26 protein-coding genes are annotated in these 26958 nt (G+C 68.4%); 12 read left to right on the forward strand and 14 right to left on the reverse strand.

Annotation, left to right across the window (positions count from 1 at the left end):
* Nucleotides 1–452, forward strand: a 452-nt coding sequence (locus N7640_RS00005) for a hypothetical protein (RefSeq protein ID WP_279906166.1), incomplete at its 5' end; no start/stop codon positions are given.
* A gap of 4 nt (nt 453–456) precedes the next feature.
* Here the strand turns inward: N7640_RS00005 and N7640_RS00010 are convergent.
* Nucleotides 457–858: a DUF559 domain-containing protein gene (locus N7640_RS00010; RefSeq protein ID WP_279905648.1), complete on the reverse strand. Its 402-nt coding sequence runs from the start codon at nt 856–858 to the stop codon at nt 457–459.
* 79 nt (nt 859–937) lie between these two features.
* On the reverse strand, nt 938–1351 hold the full coding sequence (locus tag N7640_RS00015) for a MerR family DNA-binding protein (RefSeq protein WP_279905649.1): 414 nt from the start codon (nt 1349–1351) through the stop codon (nt 938–940).
* Nucleotides 1352–1412: 61 nt separating this feature from the next.
* On the opposite strand from N7640_RS00015, the gene N7640_RS00020 reads away from it, so the two are divergent.
* Complete coding sequence (locus N7640_RS00020) at nt 1413–2045, forward strand: cation transporter (protein WP_279905650.1); 633 nt, start codon at nt 1413–1415, stop codon at nt 2043–2045.
* On the forward strand, nt 2035–2370 hold the full coding sequence (locus tag N7640_RS00025; protein WP_279905651.1) for a DUF3703 domain-containing protein: 336 nt from the start codon (nt 2035–2037) through the stop codon (nt 2368–2370). The genes N7640_RS00020 and N7640_RS00025 overlap by 11 nt, the downstream gene beginning before the upstream one ends.
* Nucleotides 2371–2420: 50 nt before the next feature.
* Here N7640_RS00025 and N7640_RS00030 read toward each other — a convergent pair whose 3' ends face one another.
* From N7640_RS00030 to N7640_RS00045, 4 genes are all read right to left on the reverse strand, one after another.
* The gene (locus tag N7640_RS00030; protein ID WP_220814591.1) at nt 2421–2543 is read right to left on the reverse strand and encodes a DUF2474 domain-containing protein; all 123 of its coding nucleotides are present in this window, start codon (nt 2541–2543) and stop codon (nt 2421–2423) included.
* Nucleotides 2543–3547: a cytochrome d ubiquinol oxidase subunit II gene (gene cydB, locus N7640_RS00035; protein WP_279905652.1), complete on the reverse strand. Its 1005-nt coding sequence runs from the start codon at nt 3545–3547 to the stop codon at nt 2543–2545. Before cydB ends, N7640_RS00030 begins: the two co-directional genes overlap by 1 nt.
* Nucleotides 3544–4977, reverse strand: coding sequence for a cytochrome ubiquinol oxidase subunit I (locus tag N7640_RS00040; protein ID WP_279905653.1), 1434 nt, complete (start codon nt 4975–4977; stop codon nt 3544–3546). Before N7640_RS00040 ends, cydB begins: the two co-directional genes overlap by 4 nt.
* Nucleotides 4978–5165: 188 nt before the next feature.
* Nucleotides 5166–6290: a class I SAM-dependent methyltransferase gene (locus N7640_RS00045; protein ID WP_279905654.1), complete on the reverse strand. Its 1125-nt coding sequence runs from the start codon at nt 6288–6290 to the stop codon at nt 5166–5168.
* A gap of 293 nt (nt 6291–6583) precedes the next feature.
* Here N7640_RS00045 and N7640_RS00050 point away from each other — a divergent pair, with 293 nt between their 5' ends.
* From N7640_RS00050 to N7640_RS00060, 3 genes are all read left to right on the forward strand, one after another.
* Nucleotides 6584–7567: a DctP family TRAP transporter solute-binding subunit gene (locus N7640_RS00050; RefSeq protein WP_279905655.1), complete on the forward strand. Its 984-nt coding sequence runs from the start codon at nt 6584–6586 to the stop codon at nt 7565–7567.
* A gap of 73 nt (nt 7568–7640) precedes the next feature.
* Complete coding sequence (locus N7640_RS00055) at nt 7641–8417, forward strand: ferredoxin--NADP reductase (protein ID WP_279905656.1); 777 nt, start codon at nt 7641–7643, stop codon at nt 8415–8417.
* Nucleotides 8418–8645: 228 nt separating this feature from the next.
* Nucleotides 8646–10202: a TerC family protein gene (locus tag N7640_RS00060; RefSeq protein WP_279905657.1), complete on the forward strand. Its 1557-nt coding sequence runs from the start codon at nt 8646–8648 to the stop codon at nt 10200–10202.
* Between the two features lie 32 nt (nt 10203–10234).
* Here N7640_RS00060 and mscL read toward each other — a convergent pair whose 3' ends face one another.
* Complete coding sequence (gene mscL / locus N7640_RS00065) at nt 10235–10645, reverse strand: large-conductance mechanosensitive channel protein MscL (protein ID WP_220814584.1); 411 nt, start codon at nt 10643–10645, stop codon at nt 10235–10237.
* Between the two features lie 74 nt (nt 10646–10719).
* Nucleotides 10720–10968 carry a YdcH family protein gene (locus tag N7640_RS00070; protein ID WP_220814583.1) on the reverse strand — a complete coding sequence of 83 codons (249 nt, stop codon included), beginning with the start codon at nt 10966–10968 and terminating at the stop codon, nt 10720–10722.
* Nucleotides 10969–11105: 137 nt separating this feature from the next.
* On the opposite strand from N7640_RS00070, the gene N7640_RS00075 reads away from it, so the two are divergent.
* Nucleotides 11106–11384 carry a DUF465 domain-containing protein gene (locus N7640_RS00075; RefSeq protein ID WP_279905658.1) on the forward strand — a complete coding sequence of 93 codons (279 nt, stop codon included), beginning with the start codon at nt 11106–11108 and terminating at the stop codon, nt 11382–11384.
* Here the strand turns inward: N7640_RS00075 and N7640_RS00080 are convergent.
* Nucleotides 11381–11872 carry a GNAT family N-acetyltransferase gene (locus N7640_RS00080; RefSeq protein WP_279905659.1) on the reverse strand — a complete coding sequence of 164 codons (492 nt, stop codon included), beginning with the start codon at nt 11870–11872 and terminating at the stop codon, nt 11381–11383. The two genes, N7640_RS00075 and N7640_RS00080, sit on opposite strands and share 4 nt — an antisense overlap.
* A 64-nt stretch (nt 11873–11936) precedes the next feature.
* Between N7640_RS00080 and radA the strand changes: the two genes are divergently transcribed.
* Together radA and N7640_RS00090 are read left to right on the forward strand one after the other, a co-directional pair.
* Nucleotides 11937–13304: a DNA repair protein RadA gene (gene radA, locus N7640_RS00085; RefSeq protein ID WP_279905661.1), complete on the forward strand. Its 1368-nt coding sequence runs from the start codon at nt 11937–11939 to the stop codon at nt 13302–13304.
* A gap of 113 nt (nt 13305–13417) precedes the next feature.
* Nucleotides 13418–13570: a hypothetical protein gene (locus N7640_RS00090; protein ID WP_279905662.1), complete on the forward strand. Its 153-nt coding sequence runs from the start codon at nt 13418–13420 to the stop codon at nt 13568–13570.
* Nucleotides 13571–13743: 173 nt separating this feature from the next.
* On the opposite strand, the gene N7640_RS00095 is transcribed toward N7640_RS00090, so the two are convergent.
* Genes N7640_RS00095 through N7640_RS00105 form a run of 3 tightly spaced genes read right to left on the reverse strand, consistent with a single transcriptional unit; the run spans nt 13744 to nt 17462 of the window.
* Entirely contained in the window at nt 13744–14115 is a 372-nt protein-coding gene (locus N7640_RS00095) for a PilZ domain-containing protein (protein WP_279905663.1), read from the reverse strand.
* Nucleotides 14108–16294: a hypothetical protein gene (locus N7640_RS00100; protein WP_279905664.1), complete on the reverse strand. Its 2187-nt coding sequence runs from the start codon at nt 16292–16294 to the stop codon at nt 14108–14110. Before N7640_RS00100 ends, N7640_RS00095 begins: the two co-directional genes overlap by 8 nt.
* Entirely contained in the window at nt 16281–17462 is a 1182-nt protein-coding gene (locus tag N7640_RS00105) for a DUF3142 domain-containing protein (protein ID WP_279905665.1), read from the reverse strand. The genes N7640_RS00100 and N7640_RS00105 overlap by 14 nt, the downstream gene beginning before the upstream one ends.
* 219 nt (nt 17463–17681) lie before the next feature.
* Between N7640_RS00105 and N7640_RS00110 the strand changes: the two genes are divergently transcribed.
* The 3 genes from N7640_RS00110 to yjiA all read left to right on the forward strand — a co-directional run bounded on the left by N7640_RS00110 (nt 17682) and on the right by yjiA (nt 21049).
* A complete protein-coding gene (locus N7640_RS00110) occupies nt 17682–19748 on the forward strand; it encodes a carbon starvation CstA family protein (RefSeq protein WP_279905666.1) in 2067 nt (688 codons plus the stop codon).
* Between the two features lie 10 nt (nt 19749–19758).
* On the forward strand, nt 19759–19962 hold the full coding sequence (locus N7640_RS00115; RefSeq protein WP_220814574.1) for a YbdD/YjiX family protein: 204 nt from the start codon (nt 19759–19761) through the stop codon (nt 19960–19962).
* Between the two features lie 106 nt (nt 19963–20068).
* Nucleotides 20069–21049 carry a GTPase gene (gene yjiA, locus N7640_RS00120; protein WP_279905667.1) on the forward strand — a complete coding sequence of 327 codons (981 nt, stop codon included), beginning with the start codon at nt 20069–20071 and terminating at the stop codon, nt 21047–21049.
* Nucleotides 21050–21330: 281 nt separating this feature from the next.
* Here the strand turns inward: yjiA and glyA are convergent, their stop codons facing one another.
* Nucleotides 21331–22584 carry a serine hydroxymethyltransferase gene (gene glyA / locus N7640_RS00125; RefSeq protein ID WP_279905668.1) on the reverse strand — a complete coding sequence of 418 codons (1254 nt, stop codon included), beginning with the start codon at nt 22582–22584 and terminating at the stop codon, nt 21331–21333.
* Between the two features lie 249 nt (nt 22585–22833).
* A complete protein-coding gene (locus N7640_RS00130; RefSeq protein WP_279903351.1) occupies nt 22834–26919 on the reverse strand; it encodes an EAL domain-containing protein in 4086 nt (1361 codons plus the stop codon).
* Nucleotides 26920–26958 lie beyond the last annotated feature (39 nt).

The raw sequence follows: 26958 nt of genomic DNA on the forward strand, positions 1-26958 counted from the left end.
TTGCATGTGCATGGCTCCTTGCACTTGCCCTTGCACTGCTGGCCGGCTGCGCCAGCGACGCGCGGCTGCCTTCGGCACACCACCAGCTCGGCATCCACCCGGCACGCACCGCCAGCGCCGATGGCCTGCAGGCGATGACCGACCGCCACAGCGGCGTGCGCCTGTGGGTGGCGCCGCAGCCCGCGCTGACCGAGGCGGACGTGCAGACGGCGGAGCTGGCCGTCACCCCCGATGGCCAGCCAGCGGTGGTGCTGACCCTGACCGACGACGGCCGCGCCGTGCTGGCCGAACTGACCCGCAGCTATCTCGGCCGGCCCCTGGCGATCCTGGTGGATGGCGAAGTGCGCCTGGCGCCCATCGTCGACGAGCCGGTATCGGACGGCCGCGTCGCCCTGACCGGTTTCGATACGCTGGAAGAAGCGGAAGCGCTGGTGCGCGACTGGAGCCGCTAGCTGTTCACCCCTCTCCCTCCGGGAGAGGGGCTGGGGGTGAGGGACATATGGCCTCCATGAAAATTCTTTCCAGCACCGCTGGCAGCTCCGACAACACTTCCCGATTGCTGAAGCGCAGCAGGCGTATGCCTTTGCCAATTAGGTGCTGGGCGCGCTGCCGATCATGCGCCTGTCCCGCATCGTGATAGTGCTGGCTGCCATCCAACTCGATCCCCAGCTTCAATGCCTCGCAGTAGAAGTCCAGAACGTAAGGCTCGATCGGGTGCTGTCGGCGAAACTTGCAGCCAGCCACCTGGCGGCTACGCAAATGGCGCCAGAGCAGGTGTTCTGCGTCGGTGGCGTCACGCCGCAGTTGGTGGGCGAATTCGAGTTGCATGGGGTTGAGCGGCGTCTTGTGATGAGGCATGGCAGGATTCCCTTCCTGAGGTCCTGCATAGCCTAGTAGACCCTCACCCCCAGCCCCTCTCCCGAAGGGAGAGGGGTGACTAATGGTTGCAGCAATCGCGCTCGTCCAGCGCCTCCAGCAGCCGGCAATGCTCGGCGTGGCCGCTGTGGCAGTCGGCCAGTTTGCTCAGTTCGGCGCGCATGTTCTGCAGGTCGCGGATGCGTGCCTCGATGGCGTCCAGATGCTCGCGCGCCATGCGGTCGGCGGCGTCGCAGGGGCTCTCGGGGTGGGCGGCCAGGTCCAGCAGGCTGCGGATTTCCTCCAGGCTGAAGCCCAGTTCGCGGCCGCGGCGGATGAAGCGCAGCCGCCTGACATCCACTTCCTGGTAGTGGCGATAGCCTGAGTCGCTGCGCTGGGGCGGCGGCAGCAGGCCGCTGCGCTCGTAGAAACGGATGGTCTCCAGGTTGACGCCGCTCTCGCGGGCCAGTACGCCGATGGTGATGGGCTTGCCCATGTTGACTCCGTAGTGGCTACAGGGTTTAGCTTAGTCTGCACCTCAATCAAGGAGATGCCAAATGGGTGCTCACTGCTGCAATCACGACTCGCCCGAGGCCGCGCTGCGCTCCAGGCGCTACCGGCGCATTCTGTGGGTGGCGCTGCTGGTCAACCTGGCCATGTTCGTGGTGGAGATCGGGGCGGGCGTCAAGGCCGGCTCGGTGTCGCTGCTGGCCGACTCGCTGGACTTCCTCGGCGACTCCGCCAACTACGGCATCAGCCTCTGGGTACTCGGCATGAGTCTGGCCATTCGCGCCCGCGCCGCCCAGTTCAAGGCGGTCACCATGCTGCTGCTCGGCCTCGGCGTGCTGGGCACGGCGCTCTGGCACTGGTGGCAGGGCGAGGTGCCGAGCGCGCCGACCATGGGCGTGGTGGGCACCCTGGCGCTGCTGGCCAACCTGGGTGTCGCGGTCCTGCTGTACGCCTACCGCGAGGGCGACAGCAACATGCGCAGCGTCTGGCTCTGCACCCGCAACGATGCCCTGGGCAACCTGGCGGTGCTGGGGGCGGCCCTCGGCGTGTTCGGCACGGGCAGCGCCTGGCCGGACCTGATCGTCGCCAGCATCATGGCGCTCTTGGCCATCACCGCTGCCGTGCAGGTGCTGCGCCAGGCCGATGGCGAGCTGAAGGACGGCCACGGCCATGCGCACTGAGTGGGAGGCGGCGCTGCGTCAGGCCTTCGCTGAGGCGGAAGCGGCTCTGGCGCGGAACGAGCCGGGCGCGGCCCTGGGCTGGCTGGAGCGGGCGCATATCCTCGGCCAGCGCCTGGCGTTGCCTCATGCCCGCTCCCACTGGCTGATGCTCAGGGCCGGCTGGCAGCTCGGCGACTGGCGCGAGGTGGCGGGGCAGGTGCCGCGCATCCTGGCCGCATTGCTGTTCTCGCGGCTGTGGGTGCCGCTGGGCAACACCGGGCGGGCGCGGGTCAGCGCGTTCCGCCCGATGCCGATCGATGAGGACCTGAGACGCCTGCTGGGATGAGCGCATGGCTTATGCGTCCGGTGCGCACGGCGCACCCTACGGATGAGCGCTCAGGTCAGGCCCATGCCCCACTTGATGGCGTAGGCGAGGATGCCCACCGCCACCACGCCGCCCAGCCAGAGCAGGACGAACCAGGCCAGGCGCTTGGCCAGCGGCTGCTTGGTGGCGTTCATCAGTGGTAGCCCTCGCCGACCTTCACCTTGCCGCGGAACACGTAGTAGCTGTAGCCGGTGTAGAGGAGGATGACCGGCACCATGATGGCAACCCCGACCAGGGTGAACGCCTGGCTGCTTTCCGGCGCCGATGCCGCCCAAATGCTGATGTCCGGCGGGATGATGTTCGGCCACAGGCTGATCGCCAGCCCGGCGTAAGCCAGGGCGATCAGGGCCAGGGTCAGGACGAACGGCTGCCAGTCGATCTTCAGGTTCACGGCGCGGACGATGCCCAGGGTGGTCACCGCGACCAGGGTCGGCACCGGCATGAAGTAGAACAGGTTGGGCAGGGTGAACCAGCGCTTGGCGATCTCCGGGTGCGCCAGCGGCGTCCACAGGCTGACCGCGGCGATGAACAGCAGCAGCACGCAGGTCAGCGGCAGCATCAGCTTGTACATCTTGTGGCGCAGCTTGCCCTCGGTCTTGAGCAGCAGCCAGGCGCAGCCGAGCATGGCGTAGCCGGCCACCAGCCCGGCGCCGCAGAACAGCGGGAAGGGCGCCAGCCAGTCGAACGGGCCGCCGGCGAAGCTGCGGCCTTCCACGCGGATGCCGTCGATGAACGCGCCCAGCACCACGCCCTGGGAGAAGGTGGCGAGCACCGAGCCCCAGATGAAGGCGGCGTCCCACAGGTGCCGGGTGCGCTTGGCCTTGAAGCGGAACTCGAAGGCCACGCCGCGGAAGATCAGCGCCACCAGCATCACCACCAGGGGGATGTACAGGGCCGTGAGCACCACCGAGTAGGCCAGCGGGAAGGCGGCGAACAGGCCGGCGCCGCCGAGCACCAGCCAGGTCTCGTTACCATCCCAGATCGGCGCCACGGTGTTCATCATGGCGTCGCGCTCGTCCTTGTCGCGGAAGAACGGGTAGAGGATGCCGATGCCGAGGTCGAAGCCGTCCATCACCACGTACATGAAGATGCCGAAGGCGATCACCCCGGCCCAGATCAGCGGCAGATCGATGCTCATTGGCGGTTCTCCTGGTCGGCTTCGTCCTCGACGCCGTCCGCAGCGGCGGACAGCGGCCGCGCCGGCGTGCGGCTGTGGCCGGGACCACCCTCTTCAGCGATCTGGGCGGTGAGCAGGCCCAGCACCGGCCCCTTGCGCATCATCCGCAGCAGGTAGGTGATGCCGACGCCGAAGACCATGAAATAGACCACCACGAAGATCGTCAGCGAGACGCCCATCTGGGTGGCGCTGTGGTTGGACACGGCGTCGCTGGTGCGCAGCAGGCCGTAGATCACCCAGGGCTGGCGGCCGACCTCGGTGGTCACCCAGCCGGCGAGCAGGGCGACGATCCCGCTCGGCCCCATCAGCAGCATCAGCCGGTGGAAGACGCGCGACTCGTAGACCTTGTCGCCGCGCCGCAGCCACAGCCCGACGACCCCGCAGAGGATCATCAGCAGGCCCAGCCCGACCATCACGCGGAAGCTCCAGAACACGATCAGCGAGTTGGGCCGGTCTTCCGGCGCCCATTCCTTGAGGCCCTTGATCTCCGCGTCGAGGTCGTGGGCGAGGATCAGGCTGGCCAGGCGCGGGATGCCCACGGCGTAGTGGGTGGTCTCGGCGGCCATGTCGGGGATGCCGAACAGCAGCAGCGGCACGCCGCGCTCGGTCTCCCAGTGCCCCTCGATGGCGGCGATCTTCGCCGGCTGGTGCTTGAGGGTGTTGAGGCCGTGGAAGTCACCGATCACCGCCTGGATCGGCGCGACGATCAGCGCCATCCACAAGGCCATGGAGAACATCATGCGGGTAGCCGGGTCGCGCTTGCCCTTGAGCAGGTGCCAGGCGGCGGTGCCGCCGACCACGAAGGCGGTGCTGATGAAGGCCGCCACGGCCATGTGCGCGAGGCGATAGGGGAAGGACGGGTTGAACACGATCTCCCACCAGGACGCGGGGGTGAAGATGCCGTCCACCAGGGTGAAGCCCTGCGGGGTGTGCATCCAGCTGTTCGAGGAGAGGATCCAGAAGGTCGAGATCAGGGTGCCGATGGCCACCATCAGGGTGGCGAAGAAGTGCAGGCCGCGACCGACCTTGTTCAGGCCGAACAGCATGATCCCGAGGAAGCCCGCCTCGAGGAAGAAGGCGGTGAGCACCTCGTAGGTCAGCAGCGGGCCCATGATGCTGCCCGCCGCCGCCGACAGCTCGCTCCAGTTGGTGCCGAACTGGTAGCTCATCACCACGCCGGAGACCACGCCCATGCCGAAGGTGACGGCGAAGATCTGCAGCCAGAAGCGGTAGAGGTCGTAGTAGACCTCCTTGTCGGTCTTCAGCCACAACCCTTCGAGCACCGCCAGGTAGCTGGCCAGGCCGATACTGATGGCGGGGAAGATGATGTGGAAGGAAACGGTGAAGGCGAACTGGATTCGGGCCAGTTCCAGTGCATCCAGGCCAAACATGAAAGGCCACTCCTGCAATTGATCTGGATCAATAATCCGTCAACCCGGACTTTGGTCGCAGTTGGCGGATTGTCGCATCGGGCAATTGGTCGCAGTGACTCGGAGCGCGGATGGTGCTGGGTGGTTCACCTTTTATCCGGGGGGCGGGCGGGACCGTCGGCGCCGCGTCCCCCGGCGTCTCCAGAAGCTTAGCGGGTCGCTTTCAGCACGACGAACTTGGGATTGGCCGCCACCTGCTCCACGCCCCGGAACAGGCGCTTGAGCTTGGCGTGGTAGCCCAGGTGGCGGTTGCCCACGATCCACAGCTCGCCGCCGGTGACCAGCGCCGCGCGGGCCTGCTGGAACATGCGCCAGGCGAGGAAGTCGCCGACCACCTGCTGCTGGTGGAAGGGCGGGTTGCACAGCACCAGGTCCAGCGACTCGCCGGGCTGGTCGGCCAGGCCGTCGGCGGCGCGGAAGGTGGCCGGGCGCTCGCCCAGGGCCGTGCGCCAGTTCTCCTCGGCGGACTGCACCGCCATGTAGGACTCGTCCACCAGGGTCAGCTCTGCCTCGGGGTTGGCCAGGGCATAGGCGATGCCCAGCACGCCGTTGCCGCAGCCGAGGTCGGCCACCCGCTGGGGTGTCAGGCGTTTCGGCAGGTGGGGAAGGAAAGCGCGGGTGCCGATGTCCAGGCCTTCGCGGCAGAACACGTTGGCGTGGTTGACCAGCTCCAGGGCCGGGGTGTCCAGGCGGTAGCGGGTCGGGTAGGGCGAGGTCGGCGCCGGCCTGGCCTCGGCCGTGGCCGTCAGCAGGCGGGCCTTCTTCACCGCCAGCGAGGCCTGCAGCGGGCCGATGTAGCGCTCCATCTGCTCGCCGGCGGCGCGCGGCAGGTGCTTGATCATGGCTCCGGCGATCACCCTGGCGCCGGGGGCCAGTCGGCCGTGCAGGCGGATCAGTTGTTCTTCGAGCAGGGCCAGGGTCTTGGGCACCCGCAGCAGGACCAGGTCGAACGGGCCTTCCGCCGTCGCGCTGGCCGGCACGAAGCGCACGCTGTCGGCGGCCAGGCCGTTGCGCTGCAGGTTCTTCTGCAGGGCGAGGAAGCCCAGGTGCGAGTCGCCGCTGCTGGTCACCCGGCAATAGGCCGCCAGCGAGCAGGCGAGGGCGCCGAAGCCGTCGTTGAGCAGCAGCACCCGGCTGTCTGGCGGCAGGCCGAGTTCGTACACGTGGGCGAGCAGGTACTCGTCGGCGGCATCGAAGGCCTGCAGCGGCTCGTTGGCCATTTCGGGCTGGCGGATCAGGTCGAGCTGGGCGAAGGGCGTGGCGAGAGTCGGCATGGGGCTGGGTCGGCGAAGGAAGCGGGCACATTGTCCCGGATGGACAAGGAAATGTCTCGAAGTGAGAAACAGACGGCTTGTGACCCGGTGGTGCGATCCGGAGAATACGCAGTCACTTGCCGCCGTCGAAATTCCGCACCGGGCGGCATGCCCCAACAACAAATCGGATGGCCGCGCGACCTGATGCGCAGGCACTGTCCGAACCCCGGGCCGACGGTCCGACTCCCCAGAAACCAGCCATTCGCCCCGCCACGTTTGCGGGGCGCAGCTATTGCATTGCCTCAAGGAAGTCCATGAAGTACCTGTTCACGCTTTGCCTGTCGTTCGTTCTGCTGCTGTCCGCTCCGGCCCATGCCGAACCCATCCTGATCAAGTTCTCCCACGTGGTCGCCGAAGATACGCCCAAGGGCCGTGGCGCCCTGCTGTTCCAGCGCCTGGTGGCCGAGCGCCTGGGCGGCGCGGTGAAGGTCGAGGTCTACCCCGATTCCAGCCTGTTCGGCGACGCCGACGAGATGGCCGCGCTGCAGCGCGGCGAGGTGCAGATGCTGGCGCCCTCGGTGTCCAAGTTCGAGGCCTACACCAAGCAGCTGCAGGTGTTCGACCTGCCGTTCCTGTTCGACGACCTGGAGGCGGTCAAGCGCTTCCAGCGCCGCGAGAAGAGCCGCCAGCTGCTGCGTTCCATGGCCGGGCAGAACATCTACGGTCTGGCCTTCTGGAACAACGGCATGAAGCAGCTCTCGGCCAACCGCGAGCTGCGCACACCGGCCGACGCCAAGGGCCTGGCGTTCCGCATCCAGCCGTCCAGCGTGCTGGAGAGCCAGTTCGCCGCGCTCGGCGCCGAGGCCAAGCGCATCCCATTCGGTGAGTCGCTCAAGGCGCTGCAGAGCGGTGTGGTGCAGGGCACCGAGAACGTCTGGTCGAACATGACCGCAACGGGCTTCGACCAGGCCCAGCCGTTCGTCACCGAGACCGGCCACGGCTCGCTCAACTACATGCTGATCAGCAGTTCCTCGTTCTGGCAGAGCATTCCCTACGCCACCCGCACCGAGCTGGAGTCGATCGTCGAGGAAGTCACCCTGCAGGTGAACAAGGACGCCGAGCAGCTCAACCGCAAGGGCCGCGAGCAACTGGCCGCCGCCGGCCGCACCCGCCTGGTCGCCCTGAGCCAGGAGGAGCGCAACGCCTGGCGCGCCGCCATGCAGCCGCTGTGGCAGCAGTACGAGGCCGAGATCGGCGCCGACGTGCTGCGCGCCGCGCAGGCGGTCAATCGGCGCTAATCCCTGTGAACTGGTGGTGTTTGTCCGGCCGCCTTTGCGCCAGACTGCGCGGGTACCAGTACAGGGGGAAGCCATGACCGCCAGCGAAGAGAAGTTCACCCGCCAGACCCTCACCGAGGTGCGGGTCTGGTCGCCCAGCCTGTTCAGCCTGCGTTGCACCCGCGACCCCGGCTTCCGCTTCCGCGCCGGCCAGTTCGTCCGCCTGGGCGTGCGCAAGCCCAGCGGCTGCATCGTCTGGCGCGCCTATTCGCTGGTCTCGGCGCCTCATGACGACTACCTGGAATTCTTCTCCATCGTGGTTCCGGGCGGCGAGTTCACCAGCGAACTGAACCGCCTGCAGGCGGGCGACGAGCTGCTGGTGGAAAAGCAGGTCACCGGCTTCCTCACCCTCGACCGCTTCCCCGACGGCCGCGACCTTTGGCTGATCGGCACGGGCACCGGGCTGGCGCCGTTCCTCTCGATCCTGCAGGACCTGGAAGTCTGGCAGCGCTTCGAGCGCATCGTGCTGGTGTACAGCGCCCGCGACCGCGGCGAGCTGGCCTACCAGGAGCTGATCGCCGAGCTGCCGCGGCGCGAATGGCTGGAAGGGGCGGGGCACAAGCTGCAGTACATCCCGGTGGTGACCCGCGAGCAGGTGCCGGGGGCGCTCGGCGCGCGGGTCACCACGCTGATCGAGAACGGCGAGCTGGAGCGCGCCGCCGGCCTGGCGCTGGAGCCCGAGCACTCGCGCATCATGCTCTGCGGCAACCCGCAGATGATCGAGGACACCCGCGCCGTGCTCAAGGCGCGCGGCCTGAACCTGGCGCTGACCCGCCGCCCCGGCCAGGTGGCGGTGGAGAACTACTGGTAAGGATTGGTTACGCTTTGCCGCTTAGGGATCGCCGCGTCCGCCGCTAGGATGGGCGTCCCTTTCCGTTGCAATGGACCCCATGGACAGCGATTGTTGCCAGCCACCCCCGTGTGGCCTTCCTTCCTCAGACGCCCTCGCGCGTCCCTTCTCTACCCTGTCTGATCGATACGCCCAGCGCCGCAGCTCTTGCGCCCGCGCCGCGTCGACGCCTGCCCGCGGGAGACTCGCATGATCTTCGAATGGATGGCCGACCCCACCGCGTGGCTCGGCCTGCTGACCCTGATCGTCCTGGAAATCGTCCTCGGCATCGACAACCTGGTGTTCATCGCCATCCTCGCCGACAAGCTGCCGCCGCACCTGCGCGACCGCGCGCGGATCATCGGCCTGAGCCTGGCGCTGCTGATGCGCCTGGGCTTGCTGGCGAGCATCTCCTGGCTGGTGACCCTGACCGAGCCGCTGATCGAGGTGTTCGGCAAGAGCTTCTCCGGGCGCGACCTTATCATGCTGTTCGGCGGTGTGTTCCTGCTGTTCAAGGCCACCATGGAACTGCACGAGCGTCTCGAGGGGCGTGCCCATCAGCCGACCGGCAACCGCGTGTACGCCGCCTTCTGGCCGGTGGTGGCGCAGATCGTGGTGCTCGACGCGGTGTTCTCCCTGGACGCGGTGATCACCGCCGTCGGCATGGTCGAGCACCTGGAAGTGATGATGATCGCCGTGATCGTCTCCATCGGCCTGATGATCGTCGCCAGCAAGCCGCTGACCGCCTTCGTCAACGCCCACCCGACGGTGATCATGCTGTGCCTGGGCTTCCTGATGATGATCGGCTTCAGCCTCACCGCCGAGGGCCTGGGCTTCCATATCCCGAAAGGCTACCTGTACGCGGCCATCGGCTTCTCCATCCTCATCGAGGTGGCCAACCAGCTGGTGCGCCATAAGCGCAAGCGGCAGATGCAGAACGGCCGCGGCATGCGCGAGCGCACCGCCCACGCCGTGCTGCGCCTGCTCGGCGGCAAGATCGAGGCCGACGAGGTGGGCGAGGAGATCGCCGACATGCTCGAGGGTGGCGCCGGCGAGGCCGCGCTGTTCGACCGCCGCGAGCGGGTGATGATCCGCGGCGTGCTGGGCCTGGCCGAGCAGTCCATCCGCAGCGTGATGACCGAGCGCACCCGGGTCGACCACATCGACCTGGGCCACGACCCCGAGCAGGTGCGCCAGGTGCTGCTGGAGTCGCCCTATTCGCGCCTGGCGGTGGTGCGCGGCGGGCAGATCGACGAGCCGCTGGGCTTCGTGCACAAGAAGGAACTGCTGCGCGAGTTGCTGCGCGGTGACCAGCCGGATATCGAGAGCCTGCTGCGTCAGCCGCTCAACCTGCCGGACAGCTGCACCGTGCTCGGTGCCCTGGAGCAGATGCGCCAGGCCTCGACCCACGTCGCCTTCGTGGTCAACGAGTTCGGCGGCTTCGAGGGCATGCTGACCCTGACCGACATCCTCGAGGCCATCGCCGGCGAACTGCCGGACGCCAGCGAGGTGGACGGGCCGGACATCGAGCGGCTGGACGAGGGCTTCCGCGTCAGCGGCGCGCTCAACCTGGCCCTGCTGCGCGAGCGCATCGGCCTGCAGGCCAGAGCCACCGAGGATTACCAGACCCTGGCCGGGCTGGTGATGAGCCTGCTCGACCGCCTGCCGGCGGTGGGCGACGAGGTGGAGTTCGCCGGCTGGCGCATGCGCGTGGAAGAGGTGCGCGAGCGACGGGTCAACCGCCTGCTGCTGACGCCTGCGGCGTAATGAAGAACGGCGCCCTCGGGCGCCGTTCTCTTTTATGGCTTCTGCTGAGTCTTCAGCAGGTCGCGGATTTCCGTCAGCAGCACTTCCTCGGGGCTCGGGGCCGGCGGCACCGAAGGCTCCTCGGCCTCTTCGCGCTTGAGCTTGTTGATCACCTTGATGCCCATGAAGATGGCGAAGGCGACGATGATGAAGTCGAGGATGGTCTGGATGAACTTGCCGTAGCTGAGCACCACGGCCGGCAGGTCGCCTTCGGCGGCCTTGAGGGTGACGGCCAGGTCGCTGAAGTCGACGCCACCGATCAGCAGGCCGATCGGTGGCATGATCACATCACCGACGAAGGAGCTGACGATCTTGCCGAAGGCCGCGCCGATGATGATACCGACGGCCATGTCGACCACGTTGCCCTTGACCGCGAAGGCCTTGAATTCTTGCAATAAGCTCATGTTTCACTCCCTGGGTTTCTGATTCTGGCTGCAGTTTAAACCAGCTCTCGGGCCGGGCGGGATGGTGGCTGGGCTCAGGCGCCGTTGGCCTTGCGCAGCCGCTCGGCGATCTGGTCCTTGAGCTGGACCCGCTCGCTCTTCAACGCCTGCAGCGCAAGGTCGTCCAGCGCCTCGCGGCCGTCCTCCACCTCGTAGATACGCTTGTCGAGGCTCTCGTAGTGCTGCGCCAACTGGGCGAAATGCGCGTCCTCCGCGTGCAGGGCCTGCAGTTGCTGGCGGTATTCGGGGAATTCGCGGGTCAGCGGATGATGTTCGAGTGGCATGGCGATGATGACTCCTCAGGGTGCGTTCGCGTTCAGCCTAGCTCAGGGGGGAGCGCCGGGGCGGCGGTTTGATCCCGGTCAATGGCCTCCCTCCCGGGGGCGGGTAGGGTTGGACATCTTTTTCCGGAGCTTACGCCATGCATGTCGAACATCATCCGCTGGTCCAGGATTTCCCCGAGCTGCGCGGCGAGCTGCAGCGCCTGCGCCAGGAGGATCAGCACTTCGCCCGCCAGGCCGAGGAATACGAGGCGCTGGACAAGCGCGTCTGCCGGGTCGAGGACGGCATCGAACTGCTGGACGAGACCGCCCTCGGTCGCCTCAAGCAGGAGCGTGTGGCCCTCAAGGACGACCTGGCACGCCAGCTCAAGCGCGCCTCCGGGCAGTGCTGTGGCTGCGGCAACGGCTGCGCCGGCTAGTGCAACGGCGGGTTGATCAGGTAGCTGACTAGCTCCGGGTCGTCGTCCGGCCAGACCTGCCGCGAGCCCAGCGGCAGCTCGGCCTGGATGCTGCGCCAGAACGCCATGGCTGGCTCGTCCTGGGGGTAGAGGCGCACCAGCCAGGTGCCGCCGCGGTTCAGCACCTGCTGGGTCAGCAGCCGGCCGATGCCCTGGCGCCGGTATTTCCTGAGGATGAACAGGTCGGCGAACTCCAGCGCGTCGATGCCGGCCAGTTCGCTGCGCTCGATCAGCAGGAAACCGGCGATGAAGCCGTCCGCCAGGATCAGCTCGGCGCTCCACTCCGGCTCCTGCCAGTAGCGCACCAGGTGCGGCTCGTGCAGGTAGAAACGACCGTCCGGCTCCACCTCTTCCTCCTCCCAGTCCGACGACTCGTAGGCGTAGTACTGGTAGAGGTTGGCGATCAGCGGCAGCTGCTCGACGGTGGTGCGGACAAGTTCGATCTGCATCGCGGGGCGACTCGTGGGTGGCGGGAACGTTATTATCGCCGCTTTTCCAGCGGTGGAGATTCCCATGGCCAAGGCCAAGCGCATGTACGGCTGCACCGAGTGCGGCGCCACCTTTCCCAAGTGGGCCGGGCAGTGCGGCGAGTGCGGGGCCTGGAACACCCTGACCGAGACGGTGATCGAGAGCGGCGGCGCGGCTGCGCCGTCCGGGCGTGGCGGCTGGGCCGGGCAGCAGGCGCAGATCAAGACCCTGGCCGAGGTCAGCGTCGAGGAGGTGCCGCGCTTCTCCACCGCCTCCGGCGAACTGGACCGGGTGCTCGGCGGCGGCCTGGTGGACGGCTCGGTGGTGCTGATCGGCGGCGACCCCGGCATCGGCAAGTCGACCATCCTGCTGCAGACCCTGTGCAACATCGCCCAGCGCCTGCCGGCCCTGTACGTCACCGGCGAGGAATCCCAGCAGCAGGTGGCCATGCGTGCCCGGCGCCTGGAGCTGCCGCAGGACCGGCTCAAGGTCATGACCGAGACCTGCATCGAGTCGATCATCGATGTGGCGCGCCGCGAGCAGCCCAAGGTGATGGTGATCGACTCGATCCAGACCATCTTCACCGAGCAGCTGCAGTCGGCTCCCGGCGGCGTCGCCCAGGTGCGCGAGAGCGCGGCGCTGCTGGTGCGCTACGCCAAGCAGAGCGGCACGGCGATCTTCCTGGTCGGCCACGTGACCAAGGAGGGCGCCCTGGCCGGTCCGCGCGTGCTGGAGCACATGGTGGACACGGTACTGTACTTCGAGGGCGAATCCGACGGCCGTCTGCGCCTGCTGCGGGCGGTGAAGAACCGCTTCGGCGCGGTCAACGAGCTGGGCGTGTTCGGCATGACCGACAAGGGCCTCAAGGAAGTGACCAACCCCTCGGCGATCTTCCTCACCCGCGCCCAGGAGTCGGTGTCGGGCAGCGTGGTGATGGCGACCTGGGAAGGCACCCGGCCGATGCTGGTGGAGGTTCAGGCGCTGGTCGACACCAGCCATATGGCCAATCCCAAGCGCGTCACCCTGGGCCTTGACCAGAACCGCCTGGCCATGCTGCTGGCCGTGCTACACCGCCACGGCGGCATCCCCACCTACGACCAGGACGTGTTCCTCAACGTGGTGGGCGGGGTGAAGGTGCTGGAGACGGCGTCCGACCTGGCGCTGATGGCGGCGGTGATCTCCAGCCTGCGCAACCGCCCGCTGCCCCACGACCTGCTGGTATTCGGCGAGATCGGCCTGTCCGGCGAGATACGCCCGGTGCCGAGCGGCCAGGAGCGCCTCAAGGAGGCGGCCAAGCATGGCTTCAAGCGCGCCATCGTGCCCAAGGGCAACGCGCCCAAGGAGGCGCCGGGCGGCCTGCAGGTGATCGCGGTGACGCGTTTAGAGCAGGCGCTGGACGCCCTGTTCGAGTGACCGCCTGCGGCGCTCTGCCGCTGGGCGTGCGCCGCGGCAGTTGTCGCAGATCAAGTTCTGCCCGCCGGCGGAGGAGGAGCATGGCGCCATGTCCATATAGAGGAGATGGGTCCATGTTCCTGTTCTTCGACTTCTTCGCCAGAACCCTCAACTACGAACCGGGCCGCCCCCGCGACAGCGCCGAGGAGCGCCGCGAGGCGAGCATCGGCACCCGCCGCGTGCAGGCGCGCCGCGAACGGCAGCAGGCCGGCAAGAAAGGCGTTTAACCCGACGACAGGTTCTGTGCGCACCGCTTGGCTTTCTGTAGGAGCGGCCTTGGCTGCGATACGGGCCGGAACGGAGACTTCGCGGCCAAGGCCGCTACTACAGGTCCGTAGCCCGGATGCGATTCGGGGAGAGGCAGTCGGCGTGTAGCCCGGATGCATCCGGGACGGCGGGCTCAGTCAGGCTCGCCCAGGGCCGCCAGTTCGCGTTCCAGCAGGCTCTCGTCGCCCAGGTTGAGTTCGACCAGCCGGCGCAGGTGGCTGATGGACTCCAGGTCGATGTGCCGGCACACGAAGCCGAGCAGGTCGTCGCGGGTGCGGGTCAGCACCACTTCCATCTGCAGCCGGGTGTTGGCGTCCAGGCTGAGGGTGGCGACGAAGGGCTGGTTGGGATCGCCGTTCCAGTCGCGCGGCCGTTCTACCAGCAGGCCCTTGAGCGACACGTCGTGCAGCTGGACCGGCCAGTGCCGCTCGCCCTGGGCGAGTTCGGTGGCGGCGTCGAAGGCGATGCGCTGGAAGCGCCGACGCTCGCTGGGCGTATCACTCATGACGGTTTTCCTCCGCAGTTTTGTCCACTATAGCCAAGGCGCGCCGCCGGCGCTGCCAGTAGATGGCCGTGGCGAGCAGGGCCAGCGTGCCCAGCGGCAGCCAGTACTTGTAGGGGCGCAGCGCCTGGACCGTCGCTTGCCGGCGCTCGTCCCACTGGCGCTGGCGGGCGCCGTCGAAGTCCGGTTCCTGGCAGTCGAAGCCGAAGTTGCCCGCCCACTCCACGTAGGGGCCGTGCTCGACGTAGCGCCGGTAGTAGACCCGGGCGCCTTCCAGGTCGCGGTAGTTGATCCAGCCGCTGGCCTTGCACAGCACGGCGGCGAAGGCCTGGCTGCTGGTGGGCAGCAGGTCGGCCGCGCTGTTGGCCAGGTCGGCGGCGACCCAGCGATAGTGGAAGCGCCGGTTCGGCTGGGCAGCGCTGGCGTTCTGCAGTTGCGCCTCGGCGGCGCTGATCAGGCCGCCGGCCTGCACCGGCTTGGCCGTCTCTCCGCCGAAGTTGCCGCCGGTCCAGGCCTCGTCGGGGCCCAGCTCGTAGCCGAGCAGTTCCATGCCCAGGACGCGGGCCAGCTTGGCGGCCTCGTAGTAGCCCTCGGCGCGGCCGATCGAGGTCCAGGCCTTTTCCGCCTGCACGCGGGCTTCGCCGTACTGGCGCGCGGCCTGTTGCAGTTCGGGGCTGGCGAAGTAGGGCACCGCCTCGGCGTAGCGGCCCTCGCGCAGCAGGCGGCGGCCGAGCAGTTCGCGCAGGGCCAGGGCCGGCGGCCGGTTCCAGTAGCCGTACTGCTTGCTGTCGGCCGGCGCGGTGGTGACCTTGGTGTCGACGTAGCCCTTGAGTTCGCTGCTGCTGAGCACCCGCTCGGCGACTTCGGCGGCGTCCTGCCAGTAGAGTTCGCCGCTGCGGTAGAGCTGGTCGAAGGCTTCCAGGTAGTCGCCGCGCTCCAGCGCCAGGATCGCCATCTCGCCCTCGATGCGGCAGCGTGGCTTGAGTGTCTCGTAGTCCCAGTTCTCGGTGCGCCGCCAGCCCCAGTCCTCCTCGGCGGGGAAGGCCGACGCGGCCTTGGCGTAGGCCTGGACGGCGGCGTCCTTGTCGCCGCTCTGCAGCGCCAGCTTGGCGCGCAGCCACCAGGCCAGGCCGCCGTCGCCCGCCTGTTCGGCGAAGCGGCGGGCCGAGTCGTAGTCACCCTGCTGGTAGCCGAGCGCGGCCAGGCGGTCGGCGATCTGCGGCTGAACCTGCACGGACTGCAGCAGCTGCAACAGGCGCTGGGTCGCCTTGCCATCGGTGTCGTAGGCGTCCAGGCGGCTGAACAGTTGGGCCGTCAGCAACTGCTGGACCTCTGCGACTTCCAGCAGCGGCCGCAGCTGCGCGTCGTCCAGGCGCGTCAACTGGCGGCTCAGTTCCCGCAGTGAGCTGTAGCCGGTCGAGGAGCCCTGCCGGGACTGGCTGGCGTAGAGGCGGATGGCGCTGCTCCAGTCGCCGTCGTCCAGGGCCAGGCGGGCTTCTTCGCCGAGGCTGGCGATGCCCAGCTCCAGCGGGTCGTCGGCGCCGGCCACGGTCATCGCGCGGGCCTGCTGGAAGGCGGCTCTGGCCTGCTGGCGCAGGTCGCGCTGGCGCTGCAGGGCGGCGGCCTCGTCGAGCGGCGTGTCCGGCGCGCTGACTGCGTGCTCGGCCAGGGCGCGGCCGAGGGAATAGGCGGCCCAGGTGCCGCGCAGCGGGCGCTCGGCCTCGGGCAGGGCCAGCACGCGGCGGAAGTAGTCAGCGGCCAGGGCCATGTCGTGGCGGGCGAAGGCCACCGCGCCGGCGCTGTACAGGCGCAGTTCGGCCGGCAGGGCGGCGCCTTCGGCCTCGGCCTGGTGGGCGTCGGTCAGGCCGCGCAGGCGGCTGACCAGGGCGAAGCGCTCGTCGCCGAGCTGCTCCTTTTCCACCACGGTGCGGGCGTCCACGTAGCGCTGGTTGTTCTCGTCCCAGTAGGGCTGCAGGGTGGCGTTGCCGGCCTGGCCGAGGCCCGGGATGGCCGGAGCGATGCGGCCGATCTCGAAGGCGAAGTTGCCTTCCGGCAGTTCGCCCAGGGCGCCGGCGCGGTCGGAGAGCAGGCGATAGGGGAATTCCGGCCCGCAGGCCTGGGCCGCGCCGAGCGGCACCAGGGCGCCGAGCGCCAGGGCCAGCAGGGTTCTAGAACTGTACATGCATGCCTCCTTGATCGATCTGTTCGCAGCGCGCCCAGCCCAGGGCACGGTGTTCGCCGGCATCCAGCCGGCCCTCGCGGCGACGGACGAAGGCCAGGCGGTCTTCGCTGCGCTCCACCCGGTAGTCGCCCACGGCGTCGGCCGCCGAGCAGGCCTGGACCGGCAGCTCGATGCGGCTGGGCAGGCGGCTGGCCAGGGTGCCGTTGTTGAACAATTGCAGATGGCTGAAACCCTGCTTCTGCTGGTGCTGCAGGGCCAGCGCGGGTTCCAGCGGCTGGCCGCGCACCACCGCCAGTAGCGTGGGCATCGGCCAGGCGCGGCGGTCGCCGGCCAGCGGCAGGCGGAACCAGATGATGCCGGCCAGGTGGTCGGGGCGTGTGCGGCGCAGCTTGGTCAGCAATTCTTCCACCTGGCGCGGGTCGGCGCGCAGCTCGTGGCGGGGGCCGCCCTGACGCAGCGGTGTCTCGCTTTCCACCTGGCCGTCGTCGGTGAGGGCCACGCCATAGGCCGGCAGGGCGAGGTGGAACGGCTTGTGGCTGCGCTCGCCATAGCGTTCGGCCCAGTCGAGGGCCTGTTTCGGGTCGAACAGGCCCTGCTGCGGCGCCACCACCGCGTGCACCTGGAGTACCGAGGCGTCCACCGCGGCGAGCACTTCGTCCAGCGCCGGGCTGGCGAGCCAGGCGGGCAGGGCGGTGATGCTCAGCGGCAGCTCGGTCGGCAGTTGCCGGCGCAGTTCGCGCAGCAGCGCGGCGTAGGCGGGCAGGCGCGCGGTGGCGCAGTCGTGGTCGATTTCCAGACCCCGCAGCGGCAGGCCGGCGTCGCGCCAGTCGCGCACCAGGCCGGCGATCTGCTGCTCGATCTCGGCCGGGTCCAGCTGCGGCAGCTGGCCGTCCAGGCGCACCACCGCGAGCAGCGGACGGCCGTCGCGCCTGAGCAGTTCGAGGTTGGGGCGGGCGCGGCTCCAGCCCGCCTGCGGGTGCGCCTGCAGGGCCAGCACGCGCAGGGTGGAGAAGTCGGTGCGGCTCTGCGCCAGCGCCTCGGCATGGGAGGTGCGCCACTGGCGCTGCCAGACATAGACCTGCTGGTCCAGCGGCGGGTGTTCCTCGGCGCAGCCGAGCATGCCGGCGAGCAGCAGGACTAGCAGGGAGCGATAGGGGAAGCGGAACATGCGGCGTGGCATCCTTGGCGTCGCCGGAAAGGGAGCTAGTGTAGCCGTGTGGCGGTGACAGGTGCAGGGCGGGCACGCAGCCTTTTTCGCTGCTGGCAAAGTGCTGCTCCGATGCCCATGGCGTCCCTGTCGTGGCTTAGACCAAGGTCGAGTAATGCATTCGCCATCCAGCGTCTAAGCTTGAGCGGCAGCCTGTCTGTCCATCAGTTAGGAGTAATCATGAACAATAACAATAGCCTGCTGCGCCACCTGCCCTGGGCAGTGCTGGCAGTGGTGGGCGCCTGTGCCTTGGGTGTCGTGGCGCTGCGCCGCGGCGAAGCCATCAACGCCTTGTGGATAGTGGTGGCGGCCGTCGCCCTCTATCTCGTCGCCTACCGCTACTACAGCCTGTTCATCGCCAACAAGGTGATGCAGCTGGACCCGACCCGCGCCACCCCGGCGCTGATCAACAACGATGGTCTGGACTATGTTCCGACCAACAAGCACATCCTCTTCGGCCACCATTTCGCCGCCATCGCCGGCGCCGGCCCGCTGGTCGGCCCGGTGCTCGCCGCGCAGATGGGCTACCTGCCCGGCACGCTGTGGCTGATCGCCGGCGTGGTGCTGGCCGGCGCGGTGCAGGACTTCATGGTCCTGTTCATCTCCACCCGCCGCAACGGCCGCTCCCTCGGCGAGCTGGTGCGCGAGGAGATGGGCCAGATACCGGGCACCATCGCCCTGTTCGGCGCCTTCCTGATCATGATCATCATCCTCGCGGTGCTCTCGCTGATCGTGGTCAAGGCCCTGGCCGAGAGCCCGTGGGGCATGTTCACGGTGATGGCGACCATCCCCATCGCGGTGTTCATGGGCGTGTACATGCGCTATATCCGCCCGGGACGCATCGGCGAGATATCGGTGATCGGCGTGGTCCTGCTGCTCGCCTCGATCTGGGCCGGCGGCCAGGTGGCGGCTGACCCGACCTGGGGCCCGGCCTTCACTTTCACCGGCGTGCAGATCACCTGGATGCTGATCGGCTACGGCTTCGTCGCCGCCGTGCTACCGGTGTGGCTGATCCTGGCGCCGCGCGACTACCTGTCGACCTTCCTCAAGATCGGCACCATCATCGCCCTGGCCATTGGCATTCTGGTGGTCATGCCCGAGCTGAAGATGCCGGCGCTGACCCAGTTCACCGACGGCACCGGCCCGGTGTGGAAGGGCACCCTGTTCCCGTTCCTGTTCATCACCATCGCCTGCGGCGCGGTGTCCGGCTTCCACGCGTTGATCAGCTCGGGCACCACGCCCAAGCTGCTGGCCAACGAGTCGCATGCCCGCTACATCGGCTACGGTGGCATGCTGATGGAGTCGTTCGTCGCCATCATGGCCATGGTCGCCGCCTCGGTGATCGAGCCGGGCGTGTACTTCGCCATGAACAGCCCGGCCGCGGTGGTCGGCTCCGACGCTGCCGCGGTGGCCGCCACCGTCAGCAGCTGGGGCTTCGCCATCACCCCGGATGCGCTGGAGGCGGTGGCACGCGATATCGGCGAGAACACCATCCTGGCCCGCGCCGGCGGCGCTCCGACCCTGGCCGTGGGTATCGCGCAGATCCTCCACAGCGTGCTGCCGGGCGAGAACACCATGGCGTTCTGGTACCACTTCGCCATTCTGTTCGAGGCGCTGTTCATCCTCACCGCGGTGGACGCAGGCACCCGTGCCGGACGCTTCATGCTGCAGGACCTGCTGGGCAACTTCGTGCCGGCCCTGAAGAAGACCGAGTCCTGGGGCGCCAACGTGATCGCCACCGCCGGCTGCGTGGCCATGTGGGGCTGGCTGCTGTACCAGGGCGTGATCGACCCGCTCGGCGGCATCAACACCCTGTGGCCGCTGTTCGGCATCTCCAACCAGATGCTCGCGGGCATCGCCCTGATGCTCGGCAGCGTGGTGCTGATCAAGATGAAGCGTCAGCGCTACGTCTGGGTCACCCTGGTGCCGGCCTGCTGGTTGCTGATCTGCACCACCACCGCCGGCCTGATCAAGCTGCTCGACCCGAACCCGGCGGTCGGCTTCCTGGCCCTGGCCAAGAAGTACAGCGATGCGCTGGACGCCGGCCAGGTGCTGGCCCCGGCCAAGGACATCGGCCAGATGCAGCACGTGATCTTCAACGCCTACACCAACTCGGTGCTGACCGTGCTGTTCCTGTTCGTCGTCCTCAGCGTGCTGTTCTACGCGATCAAGGTCGGCCGCGCCGCCTGGGTCAGGCCCGAGCGGACGGACAGGGAAAGCCCGTACCAGTCGATTGCGGACGCCTGAGGAGGTCGCCATGTTCAACGACCTCAGCCGCATGGGTAAGTACCTCGGCCAGGCCGCCAGGATGCTGGTGGGCATGCCCGACTACGACAACTACGTCGAGCACATGAGCCGCAAGCACCCGGACCTGCCGGTGATGAGCTACGAGGCGTTCTTCCGCGAACGCCAGGAGGCTCGCTACGGCGGTGGCAAGGGGCGGCCCATCCGCTGCTGCTGAACCTGTGGGAGCGGCCTTGGCCGCGAGCTTTTTTCTTTGGGCGCCTGCGGTGCTCTGGTAAAAACTTCGCGGCCAAGGCCGCTCCCACATGTTTTCAAGGAGTTCCATGATCTTTCAGCCCATTCCCGTCACCGTCCTCACCGGCTTCCTCGGCGCCGGCAAGACCACGCTGCTGCGCCACATGCTGGAGGCCGAGCATGGCCTCAAGCTGGCGGTGATCGAGAACGAATTCAGCGAGACGCCCATCGACGGCCAGCTGCTCGGCGACAGGCCGGTGGAGCTGCTGACCCTGGCCAACGGCTGCGTCTGCTGTTCCATCCATGTCGAGCTGGAGAAGGCCCTGTTCCTGCTGCTGGACAAGCTGGACGCCGGCGAACTGGCCTTCGACCGCCTGGTGATCGAGTGCACCGGCCTGGCCGACCCGGCACCGGTGGCGCAGACCTTCTTCGCCGACGAGGAACTGGCTCAGCGCTACATCCTCGACGGCATCGTCACCCTGGTCGACGCGGTGAACGCCGAGCGCCACCTGCGGGAAACCATCGCCCAGGCCCAGGTCGGTTTCGCCGACCGCATCCTGCTGAGCAAGACCGACCTGGCGTCGGCGGAGCAGGTCGAGGCGCTGCGCGAGCGCCTGGCGCGGATCAACCGCCGCGCGCCGGTGGGTGTGGTGGAGCACGGCCGCGTCGACCTGGCCGAGCTGCTCGACATCCGCGGCTTCAATCTCAACGCCGAGGTGGCGGTGACGCCGGCCCTGCGCCCGCTGGCTCCGGTGGGGCAGTCCCCGGACCGCATCCGCACCCTGGTGCTGCAGAGCGACAGCCCGCTGGACATGGAGCGTCTGAGCGCCTTCATGGACGACCTGCTGGAGCGCCATGGCAATGCGCTGCTGCGCTACAAGGGCGTGCTCGAAGTGGCCGGCGACGAGCGCCGCCTGGTGTTCCAGGGCGTGCTGCGCCTGTACGGCTTCGACTGGGACGAGCCCTGGGCCGAGGGCGAGCCGCGCCAGAGCGTGCTGGTGTTCATCGGCGACGACCTGCCGGAAGAGGAAATCCGCGGGGGTTTCGCCCAACTCCAGCAGGGCGGGTAAAACCCGCGCTGCCCCGACGCGGGTTGCACCCGCCCTGCAAACGGGTCGATCGCAGGCGGAGCGATCTTTCTCCCCGGGGTACGACGCCACCAGCCCGTCATACCGGCGCAGGCCGGTATCCAGTTTGCCCGCTCCGAGTCGTCTGTCGGCCTTCTGGACCCCGGCCTGCGCCGGGGTGACGGGGTTGGGAAGTACCGCTCCAGCTGAGAACGGATTCAAGAACGGGTGGCAGAAACGAAAAAGCCCGGCGAGTGCCGGGCTTTTTCATACAGCGCTGAGGCTCAGTTGCCGTAGACCGGGAACTTGGCGCACACGGCCTTGACCTTCTCGCGTACCGCGTCGACCACGGACTCGTCGCCCAGGTTCTGCAGGATGTCGCAGATCCAGCCGGCCAGTTCCTGGCACTCGGCTTCCTTGAAGCCACGGGTGGTGACGGCCGGGGTGCCGATGCGCAGGCCGGAGGTGACGAAGGGCGAGCGTGGGTCGTTCGGCACGCTGTTCTTGTTCACGGTGATGAAGGCGCGACCCAGGGCGGCGTCCGCGTCCTTGCCGGTGATGTCCTGCTTGATCAGGGACAGCAGGAACAGGTGGTTCTGGGTGCCGCCGGAAACCACATCGAAGCCGCGCTCGATGAACACGCCGGCCATGGCCTGGGCGTTCTTCACCACCTGCTGCTGGTAGGCCTTGAACTCGGGCTGCAGGGCTTCCTTGAAGCAGATGGCCTTGGCCGCGATCACGTGCTCCAGCGGGCCGCCCTGGGCGCCCGGGAAGACGGCGGAGTTGAGCTTCTTCTCGATCTCCTCGTTCTTCTTCGCCAGGATCAGGCCGCCGCGCGGGCCGCGCAGGGTCTTGTGGGTGGTGGTGGTGACCACGTCGGCGAACGGCACCGGGTTCGGGTACACGCCGGCGGCGACCAGACCGGCCACGTGGGCCATGTCGACGAACAGGTAGGCGCCTACCTTGTCGGCGATGGCGCGGAAGCGGGCGAAGTCCAGCACCTGGGAGTAGGCGGAGAAGCCGGCGACGATCATCTTCGGCTTGTGCTCGAGGGCCAGGCGCTCGACTTCGTCGTAGTCGATCAGGCCGGCGTCGGTGATGCCGTACTGCACGGCGTTGTACAGCTTGCCGGAGGAGGACACGGAGGCGCCGTGGGTCAGGTGGCCGCCGTGGGCCAGGCTCATGCCGAGGATGGTGTCGCCGGCGCTCAGCAGGGCCAGGTAGACGGCGGCGTTGGCCTGGGAACCGGCGTGCGGCTGGACGTTGGCGTAGTCGGCGCCGAACAGCTCCTTGGCACGGTCGATGGCCAGTTGCTCGACCACGTCGACGTACTCGCAGCCGCCGTAGTAGCGCTTGCCCGGGTAGCCTTCGGCGTACTTGTTGGTCAGCACGCTGCCCTGGGCTTCCATCACCGCCGGGCTGGTGTAGTTCTCGGAGGCGATCAGCTCGATGTGCTCTTCCTGGCGCTGGGCTTCCTGCTCCATGGCGGCGAAGAGTTCTGCATCGTAGCGGGCAATGGTCAAGTCACGGCTGAACATGGCGGTCCTCTTAGGGATCGGGGTGCTGGGGGAAAAGCGCGCATTCTACCCGATGTGCCACAGCCTGGCACATGAAAGGCGGTCAAGTGGCGGACGAGCGGGACTCACGCACCGCCGAACCTGTTCATGCTCTCGCGAAAGCAGGCGATGGGCGGAGTTGTGGGAGCGGCCTTGGCCGCGAACCGGGCCGGAGCGGTAAGGACTTCGCTGCCAAGGCCGCTCCCACGGCGCCTAGCGCGAGGCCGCCGCTCAGGTGAGCATGAACAGGGCGCTGCCGCCGAACTGCGCCTCGAACTGGTCGGCCGCCATCGGCTTGCCGAACAGATAGCCCTGCACCTCGTCGCAGCCGTGCTCGCGGAGGAAGTCCAGCTGGCCCTGGGTCTCCACGCCCTCGGCGATCACCGCCAGGTTCAGGCTGTGGGCCATGGCGATGATGGCGCGGGCGATCTGCGCGTCCTGCTCGCCGCCGGGCACGCCGTCGACGAAGCTGCGGTCGATCTTCAGCACGTCGATGGGGAACTGCTTGAGGTAGTTGAGCGACGAGTAGCCGGTGCCGAAGTCGTCCACCGCGATGGACAGGCTCAGGCGCTTGAGGCTGGCCAGCACCTGCAGGGTCTCGCCGACGTCGCGCATCAGGATCGATTCGGTCAGTTCCAGCTCCAGGCAGGCCGGCGGCAGGCCGCTCTCGCCGAGGACGCGGGAGATGCGCATGCCCAGCTGGCCGTCGGCGAACTGGCGGGCGGACAGGTTGACCGAGACCTTGGGCACCCTGACCTCGGCGTCGTGCCAGGCCTTGAGCTGGCGGCAGGCCTCGGCGATCACCCAGTCGCCGACCTGGACGATCAGGCCCAGCTCCTCTAGCACCGGAATGAACTCGTAGGGCGCCACCAGGCCACGGCGCGGGTGGTTCCAGCGCAGCAGGGCCTCGACGCCGGTCAGGCGCTTGCCGTCGCTGGACAGCTGCGGCTGGTAATAGAGGAGGAACTGGCCCTGCTCCAGGGCGTGGCGCAGGTCGCTCTCCAGCTCCAGGCGCTGCAGGGCGGTGGCGTTCATCTCCGCCTGGTAGAACTGGAAGTTGTTCTTGCCGCGCTCCTTGGCGTGGTACATGGCGGTGTCGGCGTTCTTCATCAGCTGGCTCAGCTCGTCGCCGTCCTGCGGGCTGAGGGCGATGCCGATGGAGGCGGTGACGAAGAACTCGCGGCCCTGCAGGACGAACGGCTGGGCCAGGCTGGCGAGAATCCGCTCGGCCACGTGGATGGCCCGGTTGAGGGCGCCCGCCCGGGTGTTGCGCGGCTGCAGCAGCAGGGTGAATTCGTCGCCGCCCATGCGCGCCACGGTGTCGTCCTCGTCGACGCAGGCAGCCAGGCGCACGGCCACGTCCTTGAGCATGCGATCGCCAGCGGCGTGACCGAGGGAGTCGTTGATCGGCTTGAAGCGGTCGAGGTCGAGGAACATCAGTACCACCCACTCGTCGTGCCGCTCGGCGTGCAGCAGGGCGGTGTGCAGGCGGTCCTGGAACAGGGTGCGGTTGGGCAGCAGGGTCAGGGCGTCGTAGTAGGCCAGGCGGTGGATGCGCTGCTCGCTGGCCTTGCGCTCGCTGATGTCGTTGAAGAAGCACACGTAGCTGACCAGGTCGCCGTCGTCGTCCTGCACCGCGGTGATGCCGACCCAGGCGGGGAACTGCTCGCCGTTGCGACGCTTGAGCCAGACTTCGCCTTCCCAGCTGCCGTGCTTGTTGAGCTGGGCGAGGATGTAGGCGAACTGGGCGGCCTGCTGACGGTCGGCGGTGAGCATGCCGGGCATCTGGTCGAGCACCTCGGCGCCGGCGAAGCCGGTGATGCGCTGGAAGGTCTCGTTGATGCGCACGATGTAGCCGGCCGGGTCGGTGACCAGGATGGCGGCGGTGGAGTGGTCGAATACCGTGGCCGCCATGCGCAGGTCGCGCTCGGCGCGGCGCTGCTGGGTGATGTCGCGGCCGATGCCGAGCACGCCCTCGAAGCGCTCCTGTTCGTCCCACATCAGGGTCAGGCGCATCTCCACGGTGATCTTGCGGCCGTCGGCGCGCACGCCGTCGAAGACGAAGGTGCGCCCGCCCAGGCCCGTCTGCAGTTCGGCCAGCCGCTGTGCATCGCCGAGGGCGCCGCGCACCTGCTCCAGCAGTTGCAGGAGGTCGGCCAGCTGGCGCGGGCTGGTGGCGATGTCGAGCAGGCCGTTCTCCAGCACCCATTCGGGGCTGTAGCCGAAGAAGCCTTCGGCCGACGGACTGACGTAGTTGAGCTTCATCGTGCTGTCGGTGGAGAGGATCACGTCACTGATGCTCTCCGCCAGCAGTCGGTAGCGCCGCTCGCTGTCGAGCAGGCTGGCCTGGGCGTTGATCTCGCCGGTGATGTCTTTGGCCACGCCGATCAGGCGGCTGACCCTGCCGCTGCGGTCGCGGCTGAGCGCGTGCTCGCGGATGTCGAACCAGTGCCAGCTGCCGTCGCGGTGGCGCCAGCGCAGTTGGCAGTGCAGCAGCTGGCCGTCGCCGACTACCTTCTGCAGGTTGCGCACGCGCTGGTACAGCTCGACGTCGTCGGGGTGGAGGATCTTCTCCCACAGCTTGTCGCCGAAGCGACGCATCTCTTCCTTGCTGTAGCCCAGGTCGGGGCCTAGGCGGTTGTTGCTGAACATCACCCGCATGGTGCCCATGTCGTGCACGTACAGGGTGTCCGGCACCGAGCGCAGCACGTCGGACCAGAAGCGCTCGCGCTCGACCAGCGACAGCTCGACGCGCTTGCGGCTGGTGATGTCGTGCACGCTCAGGGTTACTGCGTGCAGTTCCTCGCGGCTCTCCGGGAACTGCAGGTTGAGCCACAGGTAACGCTCGTGGCCCTGCGGCGTGAACATGCGGTTCTCCACCATCATGTCCCGGTCGCCGTCGAGCAGGGCGCTGACCAGGGTGTGGCGCGGACCGCCCGGGCGCAGGGGCGCGGCGGCGATCAGGTGTTCCCAGACCTGCTGCGGGCTGTCGACGCCGAGCAGCTGCAGGGCCACTTTGTTCACCTCGCTGACGCGGATACGCCGCAGCAGCTCCTCGTGGCGCGCCTCGTCTTCGTCCAGCCAGGGCTGCAGCTCGGCGCTGCTGTGCAGGCCCTGGGCCTCGAGGTAGGTGCTCAGCTCGTACAGGTCGAGCACGCAGAGGGCCACGCCGCTGCCCTCGAAGATGTCCTGGTAGCGCCGGCGGGTGTCCTGCAGCACGCGCAGGGCCTGCTGTTCCTCGGTCACGTCGCGCAGCACCCAAGCGCGCCCCGGCTCCGGGTTGTCGGTGTAGAGGGCGTGGCAGGTGACGTCGTACAGGCGGCGCTCGCCGTCCTGCAGCACCTCGATCGGCGCGCTCTGCTCGTAGAAGGCGTTCTCCAGCCAAGGCGCCAGTGCCGGTAGCAGCTCCAGCAGGTGCATCTGGCTGGCGGTGGCCAGGTCCAGGCCGAACATCTGTTCGGCGCGCGGGTTGAGGTAGCTGATATGGCCGTCGGGCTGGGTCACCAGCACCCGTTCGTCGATCGCACCGAGGGCGCCGATGGCGTCCTCCATGGAGCGGCGCGACAGCGCGTGGTAGGCGCGCAGGCGGCTCTGTTCGCGCAGCAGACCGAACAGGGCGAGCAGCGTCAGCGTCCCGCAGAGGATGAACAGCAGCAGCTTGCTGGCCTGGCGCGGCAGCACCTTGGCGCGCAGGGCGGGGGCGTCGAACAGGGCGACCACCTGCCAGTCGCTGCCGGCCAGCGGGGTGCGCTGGATGCTCAGTGCCCGCTCCGCGTCGGTCAGGCGCTCGGCCCGGTCGCCGGCGGGGTGGCGCAGCAGGACCAGGCCGCGAGCCTCTTCATGCAGCAGCCAGGGCAGGTCGGCCGGCTGTTCCGGCAGCCAGTGGCGCAGGGCCTCGGCCGCGAAGCGCAGGCGCCAGCCGCCCGCGTCATCCGGCGACTGCAGGTCGACCTGGATCAGGCCGGGATCGAGGCGGGACAGCGCGAAGTGGTAGGGCTGGTTCCGGTCGAACGGCGCGCCGTCATCGGCGGCCGGGCGGCTATCGCCCAGCACCCGGCCATCGGCGTCGACCCAGGCGAGGCTGTCCAGCGTGGGGTAGTAGCGATGCAGGCGCTCCAGCAGCGCGTCGAGCGGCTCTCCGCTCAGGGGCTGGCGGGCCTGGCTGGCGAGGAAGATACGGCCGGACTCCGCCTTGAGCCGCATGGTCAGGGCCAGATGGCTGGCGAGCTGGCTGGCGTGGTCCAGGTGGCGCTGGCGCTCGCTCTGCTCCAGGTGGCTCGCCTCCTGCTGCAACTGCCACAGCAGCAGGCCCAGCATCAGGGCCACCAGCAGTGCCAGGGCGCCCTTCAGGGAGCC

This window comes from Pseudomonas sp. GD04015 (genome assembly GCF_029837675.1).
Lineage (GTDB): Bacteria > Pseudomonadota > Gammaproteobacteria > Pseudomonadales > Pseudomonadaceae > Aquipseudomonas > Aquipseudomonas paralcaligenes.

Excerpts from the sequence above, each read along its gene's own strand:
- N7640_RS00010 (WP_279905648.1), bottom strand. The coding sequence starts at position 858 with ATGCCTCATCACAAGACGCCGCTCAACCCCATGCAACTCGAATTCGCC.
- N7640_RS00015 (WP_279905649.1), bottom strand. The coding sequence starts at position 1,351 with ATGGGCAAGCCCATCACCATCGGCGTACTGGCCCGCGAGAGCGGCGTC.
- N7640_RS00020 (WP_279905650.1), top strand. The coding sequence starts at position 1,413 with ATGGGTGCTCACTGCTGCAATCACGACTCGCCCGAGGCCGCGCTGCGC.
- N7640_RS00025 (WP_279905651.1), top strand. The coding sequence starts at position 2,035 with ATGCGCACTGAGTGGGAGGCGGCGCTGCGTCAGGCCTTCGCTGAGGCG.
- N7640_RS00030 (WP_220814591.1), bottom strand. The coding sequence starts at position 2,543 with ATGAACGCCACCAAGCAGCCGCTGGCCAAGCGCCTGGCCTGGTTCGTC.
- cydB (WP_279905652.1), bottom strand. The coding sequence starts at position 3,547 with ATGAGCATCGATCTGCCGCTGATCTGGGCCGGGGTGATCGCCTTCGGC.
- N7640_RS00040 (WP_279905653.1), bottom strand. The coding sequence starts at position 4,977 with ATGTTTGGCCTGGATGCACTGGAACTGGCCCGAATCCAGTTCGCCTTC.
- N7640_RS00045 (WP_279905654.1), bottom strand. The coding sequence starts at position 6,290 with ATGCCGACTCTCGCCACGCCCTTCGCCCAGCTCGACCTGATCCGCCAG.
- N7640_RS00050 (WP_279905655.1), top strand. The coding sequence starts at position 6,584 with ATGAAGTACCTGTTCACGCTTTGCCTGTCGTTCGTTCTGCTGCTGTCC.
- N7640_RS00055 (WP_279905656.1), top strand. The coding sequence starts at position 7,641 with ATGACCGCCAGCGAAGAGAAGTTCACCCGCCAGACCCTCACCGAGGTG.
- N7640_RS00060 (WP_279905657.1), top strand. The coding sequence starts at position 8,646 with ATGATCTTCGAATGGATGGCCGACCCCACCGCGTGGCTCGGCCTGCTG.
- mscL (WP_220814584.1), bottom strand. The coding sequence starts at position 10,645 with ATGAGCTTATTGCAAGAATTCAAGGCCTTCGCGGTCAAGGGCAACGTG.
- N7640_RS00070 (WP_220814583.1), bottom strand. The coding sequence starts at position 10,968 with ATGCCACTCGAACATCATCCGCTGACCCGCGAATTCCCCGAATACCGC.
- N7640_RS00075 (WP_279905658.1), top strand. The coding sequence starts at position 11,106 with ATGCATGTCGAACATCATCCGCTGGTCCAGGATTTCCCCGAGCTGCGC.
- N7640_RS00080 (WP_279905659.1), bottom strand. The coding sequence starts at position 11,872 with ATGCAGATCGAACTTGTCCGCACCACCGTCGAGCAGCTGCCGCTGATC.
- radA (WP_279905661.1), top strand. The coding sequence starts at position 11,937 with ATGGCCAAGGCCAAGCGCATGTACGGCTGCACCGAGTGCGGCGCCACC.
- N7640_RS00090 (WP_279905662.1), top strand. The coding sequence starts at position 13,418 with ATGTTCCTGTTCTTCGACTTCTTCGCCAGAACCCTCAACTACGAACCG.
- N7640_RS00095 (WP_279905663.1), bottom strand. The coding sequence starts at position 14,115 with ATGAGTGATACGCCCAGCGAGCGTCGGCGCTTCCAGCGCATCGCCTTC.
- N7640_RS00100 (WP_279905664.1), bottom strand. The coding sequence starts at position 16,294 with ATGTACAGTTCTAGAACCCTGCTGGCCCTGGCGCTCGGCGCCCTGGTG.
- N7640_RS00105 (WP_279905665.1), bottom strand. The coding sequence starts at position 17,462 with ATGTTCCGCTTCCCCTATCGCTCCCTGCTAGTCCTGCTGCTCGCCGGC.
- N7640_RS00110 (WP_279905666.1), top strand. The coding sequence starts at position 17,682 with ATGAACAATAACAATAGCCTGCTGCGCCACCTGCCCTGGGCAGTGCTG.
- N7640_RS00115 (WP_220814574.1), top strand. The coding sequence starts at position 19,759 with ATGTTCAACGACCTCAGCCGCATGGGTAAGTACCTCGGCCAGGCCGCC.
- yjiA (WP_279905667.1), top strand. The coding sequence starts at position 20,069 with ATGATCTTTCAGCCCATTCCCGTCACCGTCCTCACCGGCTTCCTCGGC.
- glyA (WP_279905668.1), bottom strand. The coding sequence starts at position 22,584 with ATGTTCAGCCGTGACTTGACCATTGCCCGCTACGATGCAGAACTCTTC.
- N7640_RS00130 (WP_279903351.1), bottom strand. The coding sequence starts at position 26,919 with ATGCTGGGCCTGCTGCTGTGGCAGTTGCAGCAGGAGGCGAGCCACCTG.